At 67.3% G+C, this 17,069-nt stretch carries 10 protein-coding genes; 1 reads left to right on the top strand and 9 read right to left on the bottom strand.

Going from position 1 to position 17,069, the window contains the following annotated elements; genetic code table 11:
- Positions 1-2: 2 nt before the first annotated feature.
- From EDF69_RS09160 to dgcN, 5 genes are all read right to left on the bottom strand, one after another.
- Entirely contained in the window at positions 3-1,577 is a 1,575-nt protein-coding gene (locus EDF69_RS09160; RefSeq protein WP_132883552.1) for an N-acyl-D-amino-acid deacylase family protein, read from the bottom strand.
- A gap of 11 nt (positions 1,578-1,588) precedes the next feature.
- Positions 1,589-4,432, bottom strand: coding sequence for a TonB-dependent receptor plug domain-containing protein (locus tag EDF69_RS09155; RefSeq protein ID WP_132883553.1), 2,844 nt, complete (start codon positions 4,430-4,432; stop codon positions 1,589-1,591).
- A gap of 77 nt (positions 4,433-4,509) precedes the next feature.
- Complete coding sequence (locus EDF69_RS09150) at positions 4,510-6,150, bottom strand: N-acyl-D-amino-acid deacylase family protein (protein ID WP_132883554.1); 1,641 nt, start codon at positions 6,148-6,150, stop codon at positions 4,510-4,512.
- A gap of 34 nt (positions 6,151-6,184) precedes the next feature.
- A complete protein-coding gene (dgcA, locus tag EDF69_RS09145) occupies positions 6,185-7,174 on the bottom strand; it encodes an N-acetyl-D-Glu racemase DgcA (protein ID WP_132883555.1) in 990 nt (329 codons plus the stop codon).
- Positions 7,132-8,169, bottom strand: a complete 1,038-nt coding sequence (gene dgcN, locus EDF69_RS09140; protein WP_132883556.1) for an N-acetyltransferase DgcN — start codon at positions 8,167-8,169, stop codon at positions 7,132-7,134. The genes dgcA and dgcN overlap by 43 nt, the downstream gene beginning before the upstream one ends.
- A gap of 160 nt (positions 8,170-8,329) precedes the next feature.
- Here dgcN and EDF69_RS09135 point away from each other — a divergent pair, with 160 nt between their 5' ends.
- Complete coding sequence (locus EDF69_RS09135; protein ID WP_132883617.1) at positions 8,330-9,214, top strand: LysR family transcriptional regulator; 885 nt, start codon at positions 8,330-8,332, stop codon at positions 9,212-9,214.
- A 182-nt stretch (positions 9,215-9,396) separates the two neighbouring features.
- Here the strand turns inward: EDF69_RS09135 and EDF69_RS19890 are convergent, their stop codons facing one another.
- The 4 genes from EDF69_RS19890 to zorA are packed head-to-tail and all read right to left on the bottom strand — an operon-like array spanning position 9,397 to position 17,037.
- Positions 9,397-12,642: an SNF2-related protein gene (locus EDF69_RS19890; protein ID WP_204991351.1), complete on the bottom strand. Its 3,246-nt coding sequence runs from the start codon at positions 12,640-12,642 to the stop codon at positions 9,397-9,399.
- Positions 12,639-14,354 carry an EH signature domain-containing protein gene (locus EDF69_RS09125; RefSeq protein ID WP_132883558.1) on the bottom strand — a complete coding sequence of 572 codons (1,716 nt, stop codon included), beginning with the start codon at positions 14,352-14,354 and terminating at the stop codon, positions 12,639-12,641. Before EDF69_RS09125 ends, EDF69_RS19890 begins: the two co-directional genes overlap by 4 nt.
- Positions 14,342-15,058, bottom strand: coding sequence for an OmpA/MotB family protein (locus EDF69_RS09120; RefSeq protein WP_339538112.1), 717 nt, complete (start codon positions 15,056-15,058; stop codon positions 14,342-14,344). Before EDF69_RS09120 ends, EDF69_RS09125 begins: the two co-directional genes overlap by 13 nt.
- 5 nt (positions 15,059-15,063) lie before the next feature.
- Complete coding sequence (gene zorA, locus EDF69_RS09115; RefSeq protein ID WP_132883559.1) at positions 15,064-17,037, bottom strand: anti-phage ZorAB system protein ZorA; 1,974 nt, start codon at positions 17,035-17,037, stop codon at positions 15,064-15,066.
- Positions 17,038-17,069 lie beyond the last annotated feature (32 nt).

Here is a 17,069-nt window from a genome sequence, read left to right as displayed (position 1 = left end):
AGTCACGGCGTGCGCAACAGCACGCGACCGAACCGCTCGGGCACCGCCTTACCGCGGACCAACGCCGCGTTGCCGTTGACGAAGACATAGTCCATGCCTCGAGAATAGGCGTGCGGTCGCTCATAGGTCGCGACATCGGTGACCGTCGCGGGGTCGAAAACGATCACGTCGGCGAACGCGCCCGCGCGCAGCACGCCGCGGTCGGGCACCGCGAAGACCCGCGCGGGAAGGCCGGTCGCGGCGTGGATAGCCTGCTGCATACTGATCACCGGCTTGTCGAGGACGTAGCGCTTCAGCTTGCGGGTGAAGGCACCGTAGGCGCGCGGATGTTCCGATCCCTCGCCGAACGCTGGCAACGCGCCGTCGGTCACGGTCATCGTCCAGGGCTGTTTCATGAACGCCTCGATATCGGCCTCGCTCATGTTGAACGACACAGTCGGGGCGCCGCCGCGGATCAGCATGTCGATCGCGGCGTCGAGCGGATCCTTGCCCATCGCCCGCCCGATCTCGTCCAGCCGCTTTCCGTCGAGCGACGGGTCGGCGGCGAAATGCCGGATCATCAACGCGTGCGGTCCCGCGCGCCGTTCGAGATTGGGCACCATCTCTGCGCGGATCTTCGCCCGCATGACGGGGTTCTTCAACCGCGCGGCCAGCGCCTCGGGGCCGCCCTCCTGCGCCCAGCCGGGCACGAGCGAGGCCTGGAGGCTCGATCCCGATGCCGCATAGGGATATTGATCCGCCCAGACCTGCACGCCGTCCGCCCGCGCCCGTTCAATGTCGGCGATCACGTCGGCCGACTTGCCCCAGACCTGCGGCCCCAGCACCTTGATATGCGTCACGATCCCCGGGATCTTCGCCTCCCGCGCAACCGTGACCACCTCGTCCACCGCGCCGACGACGCCGACATTGTAGTTGCCCTCGTCGCGGATGTGACTGGTGTAGAAGGCATGGGGAAAGCGCGCCGCCGCCTTGGCCAGCCCGACGATCTCGGCGGTGTCGGAATATTTGGCGGGGATGTAGAACGGCCCGTCGGACAGGCCGTAGGCACCCGCCCGCATCGCAGTCGCGACCAGCGCCTCCATCGCCGCCTGTTCGGCGGGCGTCGCCTTGCGATCGGCATTGCCCATCACCGCGCCGCGCACCGCGTTGTGGCCGATCAGCGGAATGACGTTGACCCCCGGCGTCACCGCGCGGATCGCGGCGATCTGCGCGGTCAGATCGGCCGGGCCGCCGCCGTCCGGGTTGATCATCGATGTCGTGATGCCCTGGTACAGGATGGGCAGCGCGGCGGCCAGTTTCGCGGTCGCGATGGTCGGTCCCGCGTGCGAATGAGGGTCGATGAAACCGGGCGCGACGATCCGTCCCGTCGCATCGACCGTCCGCTTTGCCGTCGCGCGCTTGGGCGCCGCCCCGACCAGGACGATGCGGTCGCCCCTGATCGCGACATCCGTCACGCGACCGGGGGTTTCGCCGCCGTCATAGACGGTCCCGCCCCGGATGAGCACGTCATAGGTCTGCGCCGAGGCCGGCGACGTCGCCGCCAGCCATAAACCGAGAGGGAGCGATAGGCTCTTCATCACCCCCGCCCTCACAGCTTGAACCGCACGCCGACGCGATAGGTGCGCCCGAGCAGATCATACAGCGACTGGTTGGTGGCGGGCGTCGCATAAGCGCTGCCTGCCGGTCCCTGCGCCACCACCGGGGGGTCCTTGTCGAACAGGTTCGTCGCGTTGAGGAACAGTTGCATGCTGCGTCCGCCCATCGCGATGTCCTGCGCGATCGTCGCGTCGAGATAGAAGGCGCCGTCAATATGGTTGTCGTTGATCGTCCGGTTGGTGACGGTCGATGCCGGGCAGGCGCTGGTGCATTCGACGAAGCTGTTGTCGTACACCCCGTCGCTGATCCCGCGCCCGATCAGCGTCAGGTCGAACCCGTCGTTGCTGTACCCCGCCTGGAACCGGTACAGCCATTTGGGCGTGCCGCCGGTCGAATTCTGCCCCACCGTGTCGGTCGGCGCATCGATGCCGTTGTTGAAGTAATTCTTGATGTACCGCGTCGCCATCGCCCGAAGGGTCACGTTGCCGGCGCCCACCGCTATCCGGTACGAGCTCTCGATGTCGATGCCCTTCGCGCGCTGCTGCGCGAAGTTGAACGGGCTTTCGAACACCTGCAGATTGTTGCCGAACACGTTGGAACCGCGCACGACCGCCGAGCAGAATGCCGTGACCCCTTCGTTGCAGCGATCCACGATGGTTTGCGCCGCGACCGACCCGATCGCGCCCTTGATCTTGATGTCGTAATAATCGACCGAAAGCGCGAAGCGCGGCACGAAGCGGGGTTGCAGCACGACACCCACGCCCCACTGATCCGCCTTTTCGGGCTCGAGCAGCGGGTTGCCGCGCGTGGTGCCCGCAAAGGTCACCGATGCGTTGTTCTGCGACGAATCGATCAGCACGTTGATGCGCGTCGATCCCGCCGTGTACAGTTCACCCAGGTTGGGAGCGCGGATGTCGCGCGACTTGGTCGCGCGGAACCGGATGTCGGGAATCGGCTCGAACGTCACCCCCGCCTTCCACGTCGTCACATAGCCGGAGGTCGAATAGTCGGTCCCGCGCACCGCGCCGTTCAGGTCGAGGCCCTTGATGACCGGTACCAGCACCTCGACATAGCCTTCGGTCACGTCGTAGCTGCCGAAGGTCGGCAGGAAATTGCCGACGAACCAGCCCGTCTGGAACTCGGTTGATACCTCGCCGGTCACCTTCTCGCGGCGATGCTCGCCGCCGATCGCGATCGACACCGCGCCGGCAGGCAGGCGAAACGCGTCGAACGACAGGTTCGCCGCGAACACGTCCTGCTCGAACTTCTGTTTGCGAAACGGATTGCCGATCACGTAGTCGAGCGCCGCCTGGCTCGCGACGCCGATCCCCATCCGGTTCAGCGGCACGCACCCGTTGGTCGGCGCGGTCAGCGTCGACCGGCACACGATCGTCCCCGCCGCGACGCCGATCGCGTTGCCGGCCGGCGCGAACACGGCGTCCTGCGCAAGCGCCAGGCGCGCGTTGTTGGTGATGTGGCGCGCCATCTCCCGCGTGTTGCTGATGCCCTTCTGGTAATAGGCGTCCCAGCGCGCATTGCCGGCGAACAGTCCGAACGTCCCGTTTGCGCCGATCACATAGCGCTGCAATTCGCGCTCGGTGTCGTTCTTGCGGATCGGCAGGTCGGCATTGGTGGTGCCGAGCGTGAACTGGGTGATGCCCTGAGCCGCGAGTTGCGTACGCACCGATTGCGGGATGAAGGCGTTGTCCGACCGGATCGTCACGTTCGCCTGGTTGAGCTGCACGCCCAGCCAGCCGAGATTGTCCGACTTGGCATAGGATGCCTGACCGAACACGCTCAGCCAGTCGGCGACGTCATAGCTCAGCCGCCCGAACGCGCTTTTGCGGTTCTCCTCCGGATCGAGCGACTGGAAGCCGTTGACCTGCGTCGACTGCCAGTCGCCGCCGATCTGCCACGGATCGCGCACGGTTCCGAAATCATATTGGCTGACGGCTCCGCCGACCCCGAACTGCGTGCCGCGCAGCGCGGTGTTGGTGATCAGGCCGCCGCGTGTCGCCTGGCTGAGCCCCGCACCCGACGTGATCAGGCGCTCCGGCTGGCCGTTCCCCGCGACATAGGCTGGGTTGTTGATCATGTACCAGCCCTGGTTGTTCCAGTCGCGGGGTACCCCGTGCAGACCCTCCTTCACCGCCAGCTCGCCGTTCAGCAACAGGTGGCCGCGTCCGCCCGCAAAGCCAGTGCCTGCGGTCAGGTTGAACCGGTAGCTGCCGGCGTCGCCGCGATCGGTGATGCCGTATTCAGCATTGCCCTTCAGCCCCGAATACTCCTTGTCGAGGATGAAGTTGACCACGCCCGACACCGCGTCCGAGCCATAAGCGGCGGAGGCGCCGCCGGTGACGATCTCGACGCTTTTGATCAGCCCTTGCGGAAACGTGTTGACGTCGACCAGCCCGCCCAGCGTCGAGCCCACCGATCGCTGCCCGTCGAGCAGCACCAGCGTCCGCGCGGTGCCGAGCGCGCGCAGGTTGAGCGCGTTCACGCCCGCCGTGCCCGCGCTGATGTTCAGGTTAGAACTGGCCGGCGTCACGCTGCCCGCCAGCGACGGAATGTCATTAACGAAATCGGCGACGTTGGCGGGCGCGGTCGCCTCGATATCCTGGCTGCTCAGCACCGTCAGCGGGGTGGGGGCGCTATAGCCGTTCCGCTGAATGCGCGTGCCGGTCACGGTGATCTCGGCCGCCCCCGCGTCCGGCGCGGGCTCGGCCGTCTGCGGCGCCGTCGCCGAGGGCGTAGCGTCCTGGGCAAGCGCCAGCGGGCTCCACGCAAGTGCGATCGCCAGCGCCGATGTCGACGCGATCCACCGTGATCCGGTCATGATATGTCCCCTTGTTTGTGATGATCAGGATGCCTTGTGCCGGTCGTTGCCGGCCGCATCTCTCTCCCCCCGTGTCGTTATCGTGCCGGACAGCTTCCTGGCTTGGGTGTGCGCGGTAGCGGGCGTCCGCCCGCCGCACCGGTCGGTTCGCCATTCTCGATCGCAACCTGCCCGTTCACGACCACCGTGCGCATGCCGGTCGAGAACAGAGCGGGATGGGTGTAGTCGGCGCGCGGACCGAAGGTCTTCGGATCGAACGCGATCACGTCGGCGAACGCCCCGACCTTCAGTTCCCCGCGCCCTTCCAGGCCGAACATTTTCGCGGTCGTCGCGCTGCTTTGCGCGATGAAGGTCTTCAGGTCGATCACCTGCTTCTGCTTCACGTACAGCGCATATTTGCGTGCGAACGACGCGTAGTAGCGCGGGTGCCCCTGTGACGAATCCGAACTGGTCACGACCCAGGAACGCTTCATGAATGCGGCGATGTCATTCTCGCTCTGGTTGAACGACGCGACGCCGGCCTCGCGCTCCTTCAGCACCGCGATCGCCGCGTCGACCGGATCGACGCCGCGCTCCTTCGCAATCGCCTCCAGCGTCTTGCCCTCGGCCCAGGCGGGGCCCGAGGTCAGCAGCAGCGAGGACGGCCCGCCGCGCCGACGCAGATTTTCGACGATCTCGGGACGCATCTTCGCCATCGTCGCGGTGTCGGCGAACCGCTTCATCAACGCGGAACGCCCGCCATCCTGCGCCCAGCGCGGCAGCAGCGCCGCCGACAACCCGGTGCCCGACGCCGACCAGGGATATTGATCGGCATGGACGACCTGTCCCGCCTTCTGCGCCGACTCGATCATCGCGATGATCGCGGGCGCCTGACCCTGCACGTCGGTGCCCAGCGCCTTGATATGCGCGATATGCACCGGCAGATGCGCGTCGCGCCCGATCGTCAGCGCCTCGTCGATCGCGCCCTTCAGCCCGATCGTGTAGCTCGATTCGTCGCGGATATGGCTGTCATAGATGCCGCCCTTCTCGCCCGCGACGCCGGCCAGCGCGACCACCTCGTCGCGCTTGGCGAAGCTCTGCGGAGCATAGAACAGCCCCGTCGACAGCCCCAGCGCGCCCGCACACATCGCATCCGCCACAAGACTCTTCATCTTCGCCAGTTCGGCGGCGCTCGCCGCGCGGTCGGCATCGCCGATCACCGCGGCGCGCACCCGCCCCAGACCCACATAGCTCGCAAAATTCACCCCGAAGTCGCGCGTGCTCTGCCCGAGCGCCGCAACGCCCTCCCCGCCCGCTTTCTTCGCCGTGCCGAACGTCGCGGCGATATCGGGATCGCCATTGCCGTCGACGCCGATGAACGCGGTGGTGACCCCCTGGGTCAGGAACGGCAGCACCAGCCGCGCCGCCGGCAGGCCCGATGCCAGCGCCTCGTCGATATGCGTATGCGTGTCGATGAACCCCGGCGAGACGATCATGCCGGTCGCGTCGATCACCTTTTTTGCGCCAACCGGGGCCTTGGGTCCGACATAGACGATGCGGTCGCCGCGAACGGCGACGTCGCCGCGAAACGGCGCGGCATTGCCCGGATAGACGGTCCCGCCCTGGATGATGAGGTCCGGCCCCGCCTCCTGCGCGCCGCCCGGCGCCCAGGCGAGGCCCGCGGCGATCGAGACCGTGGCGCAGGCGAGCGCCGCCTTCAATGTCTTCGCTCTGGTCATCGCAAAACCCCTCCGAAATGGAAAACTGTTTGGGCTACACCGTACCCCAGAAACCGGGCTCGGGCGGCGCGAGCACGCCGTCCAGCCCGCGCACCCCGCCCGCCCAGTCGGCGGACAGCCAGAGCGGCCCGTCGAGATCGACGAACCCGCACCGTGCCGCGACGATCAGCGCGGGCGCGATCGACAGTGACGAACAGATCATGCTGCCGGTCATCAGCCCCAGCCCCGCCGCCTGCGCCGCATCGGCCAGCGCCAGCGCGGCGGTCAGCCCGCCGGTCTTGTCGAGCTTGATGTTCACGACCTGATATTTCCGCGCGAGCGCCGCGACGTCGCCCGCGACATGGGCGGATTCGTCGGCGGCGATCGACACCGGCGGCGTCAACCCCTCCAGCGCGTCGTCCGCTTCCGCCGGCAGGGGCTGTTCGAGCAGGTCGACGCGCAGATCGACCAGCAACGGCATCAGCCGCTCGACCTCGGCGATGGTCCAGCTCTCGTTCGGGTCGACGATGATGCGCGGATCGGGCGCGGCATCGCGGACCGCGCGGATCTGCGCTTCCGGGTCGCTACGGTCGACCTTGATCTTGATCAGCGGCACACCGGCCAAAGCGCGCGCCGCGACGCGCATTACCTCGGGCGTGTCGAGCCCGACCGTCATCGCGGTGGCGGTCGCTGCGACCGGCGGCAGGCCCAGCAAGTCGGTGACGGCGCGCCTCGCGCGCTTCGCCTCTAGGTCCCACAACGCGCAGTCGACCGCATTGCGCGCGGCACCCGGCCTCATGAGCTGCTGAAGTTCGTCACGGGTCGCGCCGCCTTCTATCGCAACGCGCACGCCTTCGATCTCCGCGAGCGCGCCGTCGACGGATTCACCGTAGCGCGCATAGGGCACACCCTCGCCCCGACCGAAAACGCCGGCGCTCGCGATTTCCACCGTCACCACATCCGCCACCGACTTCACGCCGCGCGAGATGCGGAACGGGGTCGCTAGCGGGAAAGCGTCGCGACGCGCGGCGAGGGTGCGAAACATGCGGTGATCCGATCGATAATGGAGTCGACGCCCATGGCATAGGGGTCGGTACAGGGCAGACCGAGCGCATCCTCGGTTTCGGCACACAGCCGTTTCGCCGCCTCGGGCGCGAGCTTCGACGTGTTGAGCGCCACGCCCACTGCGCGCACGTCCGGGTTGGTGAGCCGCGCAACCGCAAGGTTGGCCTCCAGCGTCTCCTTGAGCCCCGGCAACGGGTAATGCGGCAACCCGCGCATATGGTCGCGCACCGGATCGTGGCACAGCACCAGCGCGTCGGGTTGCGCACCGTGCAGCAGACCCGTCGACACGCCCGCGAAGGACGGGTGAAACAGCGACCCCTGCCCCTCGATCAGGTCCCAGCCGTCATCCTCGCGCGCCGGCGAAATCTGCTCGATCGCGCCGGAGATGAAGTCGGCGATCACCGCGTCGAGCGGCACGCCGCTGCCGGCGATCAGGATGCCGGTCTGCCCGGTCGCGCGGAAATCGGCGGTCAGGCCGCGTGCGCGCATGCCGCGTTCCAGGCACAGGCTCGCATACATCTTGCCGACCGAACAATCGGTGCCGACGGTCAGCAGGCGGCGGCCGGCGCGGCGCTTGCCGTTGCCGATCGGGATGTCGGGTCGCGGGTCTCGGACGTCGTGCAGCGCGCGACCATGCTCCTCCGCCACCGCGACCAGCGCCGGATCGTCGCGCAGCCGGTTGTGCAAACCCGACGCGACATCTAGCCCCGCCGCGATCGCGGCGATGGCATCGGCGACCAGATCGTCGCCCAGCTTGCCGCCGGCGTTGGCGATGCCGAGCACCAGCGTCTTCGCCCCCGCCGCGACCGCCTGTTCCAGTGTCATGCGCGACAGCCCAAGCGTCAGTGCGCAATCGTCATGACGGAACTCGCCAACGCAATCGTCGGGGCGGAACACGGCGAGCCCGCGCGAGGTCTTGATGCCGACCTCGTCATTGGAATGGCCCAGATATAATAGATAGGGACTGCGGATCATCGGAAACCTCTTGGTCACATTCCCGAAACATATCCGCCCTTTCGCAGCCTGCGCGTTCCAATGCTGCGCTGCCGCATAACCTGTGGTTATACCGGTTGCCGATGCCGAGATCTTTGCGACGGCTTGACCTGTACCCGTGCCGCCTTGACACAGAGGCATGATGAACCTGCGCCATATCGAGATTTTTCACGCAGTGTACGTGAACGGCTCGGTCAGCGCCGCGGCGCGCGCACTCAACATCTCACAGCCCTCGGTTTCGAAAACGCTGCGCCACGCGGAGACGCTGCTCGGCTTCGAGCTCTTCCAGCGTAGTGCCAGCCGCCTCGTTCCTACGGAGGATGCCCACACGCTCTTCGGTGATGTCGCCCATATTCAGGAACGCGTCCGTGCGCTGCGCGAAGCCGGTCGCAATCTCCGGGCCGGCGCCGGCACGACGCTGCGCATCTCGGCGCTGCCCAGCCTGGCGCTGGGCGCTTTGCCGATGGCGGTCGCACGCTTCCTCAAGATCCGGCCGAACGTGCGCTTTGACTTGCAGACCGTCCATCACGATGACCTGTTGCGAAAGCTCTATGAACGCGAAACTGACATCGCGATCGCCGCCGAGGTTCCACGCGGCGCCCCGCTCGGTCAAATCTGGCTGGGCGAAGGCGAACTCGTCGTCCTTTATCGGGAGCAGGACATGCCCGATGCGCCGCCGCGCGTGGAACTAACGCAACTCGTCGATCGGCCCTTTATCACCCTGGCGGCCAGCGGACCGATTGGACATTTGTTCAGCACCGAACTCGACCGCCTCGCGCTCGACCTCGACGAAGTGGCCTCCGCACGGACCTTCTACATCGCCACCGCGCTGGTCAACGCGGGCGTCGGCCTGACCGTCGTCGACAATTTCACCGCCGAAGCCTCGATGGCATCGGGCCTTGCAATGCGCTCGCTCAAGCCGTCTTTGACCTTCGACGTCCATGCGATGCATCTGCTCGACCGCCCACCGAGCGCTACGGCGAGCGAGTTCCTGACCTTACTCAGCACCGTCATCGAAGACGCGTGATATCAAGAGGACCCACTTCCAGCCACTCAGCTTCAATGAGGGACCGCCCACGATCCGCCATTCGTTCAGGTGCTTAAGATCTAGCCTAAGTGCCACTCGCAGTTTCAATTATGAGGCGTTTCGCGACCAGTATCCTCGGCGGGTCGGCGCTTCCCGATCGCACTTGTTAGAATAGCGCGTGGTCAGTTCCGATCAGGATGCGGTCGCAGCTCGTCTACGTTGAAGTCCTTTGCGCCGATCTCGCCGGTTCCGTTTAGCATGTCGCCCGCCAACGCCCGCTTGCGTTCAAGCAGTTCGTCCAGCTTCACATCGAAGGTCTTGAAGTCGTCGGCAGCGACCGTCGGGTAGTAGACGAATACGTCGCGTCTCTGCCCTATACGATATGCGCGATCGGTAGCCTGGTCCTCCTTCGCAGGGTTCCAGGTCCGGGTGAAGTGGATCACGTGGTTGGCGGCCTGCATGTTGACGCCGAAGCCAACCGCTACAGGCGACAGGATGATCACACCAAATCCTGGTGCCTCCTGGAAGGTCCGGATGCGCTTCTGTCGGCTGTCCGCCGCTCCAGCTGCCGCCGACGTATCGCCGTTGATGACATCGACGGGGATCGCAAACGCCTCGCGAATGTAGTGGCGCAGCAGTCTCTGCACGGCCTTGAACTCGCAAAAGACGATCACCTTCTCGCGACGCTCCCTGACCGCAGCGAGCGTAGACAGTAGCCAATCGAGCTTCGGCGAGCGGGCGCGATAGGCGTCGATCGAGTCATACGACCCGGTCTCCTCCGCCTGGGCCGGCTCCGAGCAGATCAGCCGCAGCCGATGCAGCAGGCCAAGGTGCGCGCCCGGCCGGCCTGCTTCACGACGAAAGCCCTCGATCGCGCCAACATAGAGCCCCCTCTGCGGGATGCTCATCGGCAGGCGTCGGCTCGCCTCGTCCACGAGCTTGGCCTTGAGATCGGCCGCGACCTCCGACTTCATGCGTCGCAGGATCTGCGGCTCGATGAGCGTCCTGAGCTCCTCCAGCTTCGCGCGGTCGGCGTCGCCCTCCGCCTCGATCGGCCGACGGTAGGTGCTCCCGAACTCGTTCAGCGCGCCCAGCAGTCCGGGTTGCACGAAATCGAAGAGGCACCAGAGGTCGACCAGGCTGTTCTCGACGGGCGTGCCGGTGCACGCGATCCTGAACGTGGCCTGCTGCTTTTTCGCCGCGCGGGTCATGGACGCGTTGGGGTTCTTGATCTTTTGCGCCTCGTCGCAGACCATGATGGACCAGCGCTCACGGGCGAACGAGAACTCCAGGTCGCGCAGCGTCTCGTACGTCGTCAACACCACGTCCGCGTCGCCGCGCCAGTCGGGTCTAAGAAAACGGACAAGCCCCTCGCGACGGAGCTGCTCGTCGACCGACGACTTGCCCACCCTCAACCCGGACAGCGTGTCGCCGTAGGCCGTGAGGATCTTCAGTGATCCAGGCCGCAGGAACTTCTCGGCCTCCTCGCGCCAGTTCTCGAGAAGAGTGAGGGGCGCGACGACGAGCGCGGGAGGCGTGGCGGGATCGTCCTCCCTCGCGCGCGCCATAAGGCTGAGGATCTGAAGTGTCTTGCCTAGCCCCATGTCGTCGGCGAGCAGGGCGCCGCGGCACCGGTTGGGCGCTAGGCCGAACAGGTGCTGCAACCATGCGAGCCCCTCCAGCTGATGGTCCTTCAGGCGGACCTCTTCGCGCAGACCTGCGGGAAGGCGTGGTGGCCCGGGTGGCGCCGACATGGCGGCCAGCCGCTCCTCCCGATAGTCGACCTGCTCTATATTGGCCTTCAAGATGAGCGTAGGCCGCTTCCGGCTCGGAGCCGCATGCGCGGGGTCGAGCGTGCCCGCCTCCGCCTCCACGCGGACGCGCCCGAACGCCTTGAGGATCGCCTCGGCTTCGCGCACCGGCATCGGCACCGGGCAGCCCGGCACCTTAACGGCTCCGGCTCCAATCCGACGGGCCTCCTCCACATCGCTCCGCAGCCGCTCCGCCAGCTCGTCGGTCAGTGGTGCGGACCCAGGCTCGCCGGTAGTCGGATCGTTCCAGCCGATGATCGGTACGAGGTTGTCGGGAAACCAGCCCGCATCGTCGCTCTTGCGCGCGATGTGGGGCGAGTAGAACGGCCGCTCCTCCCCGATGCCGTCCACACGGTCCGAGTAGCCCGAGAGATCGTAGATCTGCCCATGGCTGATCACGGACGCCGCACGTCGGCCGACCGCGCGCCGCAGCGCCGCGCAGTGCAGTGCGCTGTCGCCATCGAGTTCGAACTCGAAGTCATCCCACGCGCAAAGCTGCAGACCACGAGCGACATGGTCCTCGACGCGCGCCACAAACTCAAGCGCGTCCTCGTCACTCAGCGATATCTCGCTCGTCTCGATGCGCTCGCCCGTCCCGGAAGTGACCAGCAGCCCGAGCGCGCCGTCACCGTGCGTCTCGGGTGTGATCGCCGCGAACCGGTCGAAGGAGATGCCGGCCTCCTCCTTTGCCGCCTCGAACGCCTCCTGGTCGATGACCTCGGCGGCATCCGGGCCGAGGGCTGCGATGGGATTGACCAGGAAGGCCTGAGCGCGCTCGCCCGCGAGGCGGCGACCAGGCATGCGCTTCAGCTCTCGCAGCACCGTCCCGACCTCGGGCGACACCATGACCTGGACCACGCCATCTGGCGTGACGAGATCGTAGCGATCCCGGACCTGAGCAGAGCGATCAAAGGCCTGGAGCCAGTGCGTGGGCGCTCCCTCGAACCAGGGCTCGACCTCGACCAACCCGAGGCGATCCGACCGCCGGAGTGCGATCTGGAGGCGGTCGGGGGTCAGCACGACCGTGCGGAAGAGGAAGTCGTCGAGCGCCGCGCCGACCGCAAGCGCCTCGGCGCGTATCGCGCCCCAGGCGAGCCGTTGCGCTCCCTCCCCCCGCTCGTCGGGCCCGCGACGGCCGAAGGCCGCGACCCGATCCACGAGCCGCCAAGCGGCGGGCGGCAGCAGGTGCGGCACGCCCTCGATCTCCAGCGCGCCGCCATGCAGTCTCGCACCGTGGATTATGCGCCCGTCGCCATCGAGCCAGCCATCGATCGCTACGGCGAAGCCGGTATCGGTCAGCGACCCCCTGCTGACCAGACGCGGTACGGCGAGAACCGACTCGGGAAGGTTCAGGACGGGTAGGTCCGCAGCCCGCACCGTGTCGTCGAGGATCGTGTAGAGCTCGCGCCAGCCGATGCGGCGAACTCCCTCCACGGTGGTGGCGAGCCCCTCGTCCTCCAGTTCCTCCAGCAGGGCCGCAGCGGCGACCCCGATCGAAGGTGGGACGCCGTCAGCCGGGAAGATCAATCCTTCCGGCTCTACACGAATGCGTTGCTCGCCCTCGGTCGACGCTGCTGCGATCGGCGCCGAAGCCGAAGATCTCCGGCGCCAGATCACGACTTGAGGAACCAGGCGCCCCGGCGGGCGGACCAGGCGAACCCGCGGCTCCGCAGGCCATCGGCGGCGGGGCCACGCTCCGGCGCATATGCCCAGAGGGAGCCACCCTTGTCGCGCAGGTCGGCGAACTTAACCCTGTGCTCGGCGAGAAAGGCGTGCAGGTCTCGCACGGCGTGCGGCTCCGAGGCCGCTTGCCGCATTTCCTGCGGCTTGGTTTCTACGGGGGGGACTACGGTCGGAATGGAGGTCGGCGCGGGACGGATCGGAGGAGCCGCTGTCGGCGAGGATACCGTTGAAAGGGCGGCGGTAGGTGCCTTGCCGGCGCGGCCGAGCACCTCTGCCAGCCTCCGCTCGAACTTGCGCTCCCACCTCTCGCCGCCGTCGGTGTGCGTGATGCGCGCCACGTGCGACGGGTGCTTCAGCGCCGTTCTGTTGCCCGAGATGGATGGACGGCGGAGGTCGAAAGGGGCAGAGGCCGCGTCGAAGGCGTACATGGCATTGCCGTGCTCGCCGAACTCAACCACGACGTGTCCACCCAGGCGCATGATGAAGGCGTTGTTGCGGGCGACGCCACCGTTGTCGAGGCGCAGGAGCTTGCCCGCCATCGCCTTGCGCAGTGCGCGGAAATCCGCGCTCGGGCTGGTGTAGGCCGCCTCGCCAAGTGCGAAGTGCATGTCGTCGATCCGGTCGACGTAGCGCTTCCAGAATGCCACCCGCCGCTGGTCGTTCAGTTTGTCCTCGGACAGCAGCGAGAAGAATTTCTCGATCAGCGACAGCTTGAGCCAGGACGAGACCATCTGGCGCGTTTCCGCCTCGACCCTCGTCCACTGCGTGTCGTTGCGCTCCAGCCAGGGATTGCCCCAGCGAGCGACCGACAGATCTCGGAGTTCCGCCTCCACTTCGAGCGGGCGGCATCTCGCCCATCGGTCGAGCACACGCACAAGCGCGCCGTCCGCCAGGAGGTCGTGCTCCGCGAGGAGAGCGACCAATCTGGGCATGATCCGACGCAGTGCCCGGTCGTCGTGGTTGACCGCGGCATCGATCTGGGCCTCGAAGATGCGCCTGGTCAGCCAGGAGGAGTCTCCCATCGACAGGTCGCGCCGGAGCGGTTCCAGGAGCTTCGCATCGCCTTCGAGCAGCGCCGCTCCGTAGCGAGCGCAGGGCCGTTCCCCGAGCAGGTTCGGGTGCTCATCGATGGTGGACAGCCAATCGGGCACGCTGCCCGACCGCTCGAGCGAGGGCAGATTGGCGTTCAGGTAGTCGCGCAGCATGGTCCAGTTGCGGCGTCCTGCTTCGGTCGCGTCGCCCGGATCGTAGCGGACGTAGCCGTCCAGCAGGCCGCGCCAGCAGCGCCGGTAGGGTCGGCGCATGTCGCGGAACTCGTCCACGCCGTCGATCAGACCAGGAAATCGCTCGCGATCCTCGATCAGCGCGGGATCTCGCCCGTCGCGGAGCGTGGTGCCCCAGCAAACCAGGCGCGCCGCCCGGACGTCGGGCAGCGTGCCGGTCCGGCGGAACAGCGAGACCTGCTCGCGCACGCGGTCGGGCGCCGCTCCGGCACCCGCGCCCGCGCCGCCTAGCATGTCCTTGAGCTGACGGATCTCGGATCTGAGTTCGGCCAAATCGGGATCGGGCATGCTGCCGAGGGCCGCCTCTGCGACCGCACGCATCCGCTCGGCCAGCTTGACCGAACGCGGGCTCAGAGGGCGCATAGACCGAACTCGCCTTGGTAGCCGGCTGCCTCTGAGGCGGCGGGTTCCTCCACTCCGAAGAACTCGAGGCGAAGCTCGATCCGACGGCTCGCATCGAGTGACTCTCGCGCCGAATTTGACGAGTAGCCGCCGACGAGGAACAGCCGACGGACCTCCTCCAGCTCGGAGCGGGACATCGCCCGTTCGTCGGGACCTGGCCTCGCCATCAGCGCGCATAGCACCCGCTGACTGCGCTGAAGGCTGAGATTGAGGTTGTAGAGGTAGCTTCCGCGCCGGTCGGTGAAGCCCTCGACGACGATGCGCTTGAGCCAGCGCTTTCCCGCCTTATCCCGCGCGATCGTGAGCACCTCAGGGACGAACGCGCGCAGCAACCGCTCCTGTTCGGGGCTCAGCGTATGGCTCGATGTATCGAAGCGGGCGCGATCGCCGAAGTCGATGACCGCCCGGTTCCGGTCGACATGAACCCCCGGCTGGCGCTCGGCCGCCTTCTCGATGCGTCCGAGCAGTTGCTCGATGGCGTCCTGCCTCTGGCTCTCGAGGCGCTCCCGCTCCGAGATCGTCCTCGTGACGGCGAGCAGCGCGACGCTCATGACGAGAAGGAACAGCACCATCAGCGCCGTCATCAGGTCGGCGAAGGAGATCCAGAAGGGCTTCTCGCCCTCGTCGCGTCCGCGCGGCGCGATGGCATGGCGATGTCCAAACACCTAGCTCAGGCCGCCCGCCGGCCGCCCTGCGGCAGCGCGAACTCGAGCTCCTGAATGGTCTCCCTGAGCAGCCCGGTCGCTTGCGACAGCTCGGCATGGAACTGCCGATTGGCATCCACCACCGTGCCGCGCATGCCCTCGGAGAACTTCTCGTGCGATGTGGCGATCACCTGCGCCACCTCGTCGAGGAACCCGTCCGCCTCGACCTGGGCCGCGGCGAGCCGTTGGGCAGCGCCCTCGATGCGGGAGAGCACGTCGGCGGTGAGCGACGCCTCCCTTGACGCGCTCTCCACCGTGGCGCGCAGTCCCTCCACCATGGTTCCGACCGCGTCCCGGGCGCTTCGGTAGTCGGCCATGACCGAGTCGAGGCTGCGCGCCGCGCCAGCCACGCTGCCCGCCGCGTCGGCGAGACCGGACGTCACCGTGGCGATCCGGGAGAACCCGTCGGCCGCCTCCCGGCCCGAAGTTTCGAAGCGGCCAGCGGCGGCCAAAAGGGTGTCGGCGCCGCCGTTGAGCCGTGAGAAGGCGTCGGACGTCGCGAGCTCGATCCGGGAGACCATCTCCCGCACGGCGGCGAGCATGGTGTCCACGTTGGTTGTCAACGCGCCGACGCTCTCCCCCATGCCGGCGACCTGCCGGGCAGCAGCCTCCGACCGGCGGCCGTCGTCCTCAGCCTGACGCCGCGACCGCTCCTCCGCGGTGCGCTCGATGCCGGCCACGGCCTCCCCGAGCCGCCGGCCCAGATCGTCCAGCATTCCCTCGAGGCGGGACCGGGTCTGCTCCTGCGCCGCCCCCTGGCCGGAGCGCATCTCGGATAGCGCGGTGCGCAGCTCCTCGGTGATCGCCGTCTGTCGCGCCTCGGCGGCCTCGACTGCCTCCATCAGCTTGGCCGACATTGCGTCCGTGGCCCTGGTGCCGGCCGCTTCCATGCCGGCGGTCAGATCTTGGAGTCGCGCCACCGCCGTCTGCATCGCATCGACCGTCCGCTGCTGCATGTCACCGATGCCGGAGAGCTGGCTTCCGAACATGCCTTCGAGCCGGTCGCTGAAGCTGGCGAGCACGTCGGTGAGAAGCTGCGTGACGGCGGACGACTGATCCTGGCTGACGCGTCCGACGGCACCCGCGATCTGGTCGAGCGGCTCCCTCAATGCGTCGGTGAGCGCGCTGGCGATCGACGTCCCGAGTTCGCCCGAGCGTTGCGTCGTCGCCGCAATCTGGCGCTCGGCGAGGTCAGTCAGGATCTCCTTCAGGTCTGAGACCAGGGCGTCCTTGAGGATCCGGGTCTGGCTGGCTGATTCCTCGGACGAGGAGACGAGGCGTGCCAGGTACTCCTCGCCGGCCCCGGCCTCGTAGGTGGCGTCGATGGCGTGGGCGAGCCTGCCGACCTTGCCGTACAGGCTGTTCAGCCGATACTTCTCCAGCACGGTGGCGACCATGGCGAGCAGGATAGCGAAGGCAGAGACCGCAAACGCTTCGCTGACCCCGTGCAGGAGGGAGGTGAGGCTGTTGCGCACCACGCCTGCGTCCTCGGAGATGCGGAACAGCCACAATCCCTTCAGCAGCCCGAAGAACGTGCCGATGATGCCGACGCCGGTGAAGATGCCCGGCAGGTGCTTGAAGAACTCGGCGTGGACCCGGCCGTCGACCACTGAATGCGGCGAGAAGTAGACCTCGGCGGGCACCGTCGATCGCACCGCACGAACCGCGAACTCGCCCGTCGACGGATCGATCTCCCGCTGCGTGTGCAACGTCTCGCCGTACTCCTGCCAGATGGCGGCAAGCCGCTCGTCGCCGGCGAAGCAGGAGGCGAGTTCCAGCTGTCCGGCGGCGCGCGCCGCATCGAGCTTCCGGATCACATCGTCGAGCGAGCCGTCCAGCTTCTTCGCGGGAAGGTGGAAGTGGCGCACGAACGCGTAGGCGAACGTAAGGAGCACGATCGCGACGAGGACCGGCACGACCGGCATGTCCGACAAAGTCATCTGCTTCAGTTCCCCCCCCCGACGGCGCGTCC

It is taken from the genome of Sphingomonas sp. JUb134 (assembly GCF_004341505.2).
Taxonomy (GTDB): domain Bacteria; phylum Pseudomonadota; class Alphaproteobacteria; order Sphingomonadales; family Sphingomonadaceae; genus Sphingomonas.
The sequence above is the reverse complement of the archived record's forward strand: the minus strand, read 5'-3'. Positions and strand labels throughout refer to the sequence as shown.

Bases quoted from the DNA above. Each gene is read 5' to 3' on its own strand.
- dgcA (WP_132883555.1), bottom strand. From the start codon at position 7,174: ATGTTTCGCACCCTCGCCGCGCGTCGCGACGCTTTCCCGCTAGCGACC.
- EDF69_RS09135 (WP_132883617.1), top strand. From the start codon at position 8,330: ATGAACCTGCGCCATATCGAGATTTTTCACGCAGTGTACGTGAACGGC.
- dgcN (WP_132883556.1), bottom strand. From the start codon at position 8,169: ATGATCCGCAGTCCCTATCTATTATATCTGGGCCATTCCAATGACGAG.
- EDF69_RS09150 (WP_132883554.1), bottom strand. From the start codon at position 6,150: ATGACCAGAGCGAAGACATTGAAGGCGGCGCTCGCCTGCGCCACGGTC.
- EDF69_RS09160 (WP_132883552.1), bottom strand. From the start codon at position 1,577: ATGAAGAGCCTATCGCTCCCTCTCGGTTTATGGCTGGCGGCGACGTCG.
- EDF69_RS09155 (WP_132883553.1), bottom strand. From the start codon at position 4,432: ATGACCGGATCACGGTGGATCGCGTCGACATCGGCGCTGGCGATCGCA.
- EDF69_RS09125 (WP_132883558.1), bottom strand. From the start codon at position 14,354: ATGCGCCCTCTGAGCCCGCGTTCGGTCAAGCTGGCCGAGCGGATGCGT.
- zorA (WP_132883559.1), bottom strand. From the start codon at position 17,037: ATGACTTTGTCGGACATGCCGGTCGTGCCGGTCCTCGTCGCGATCGTG.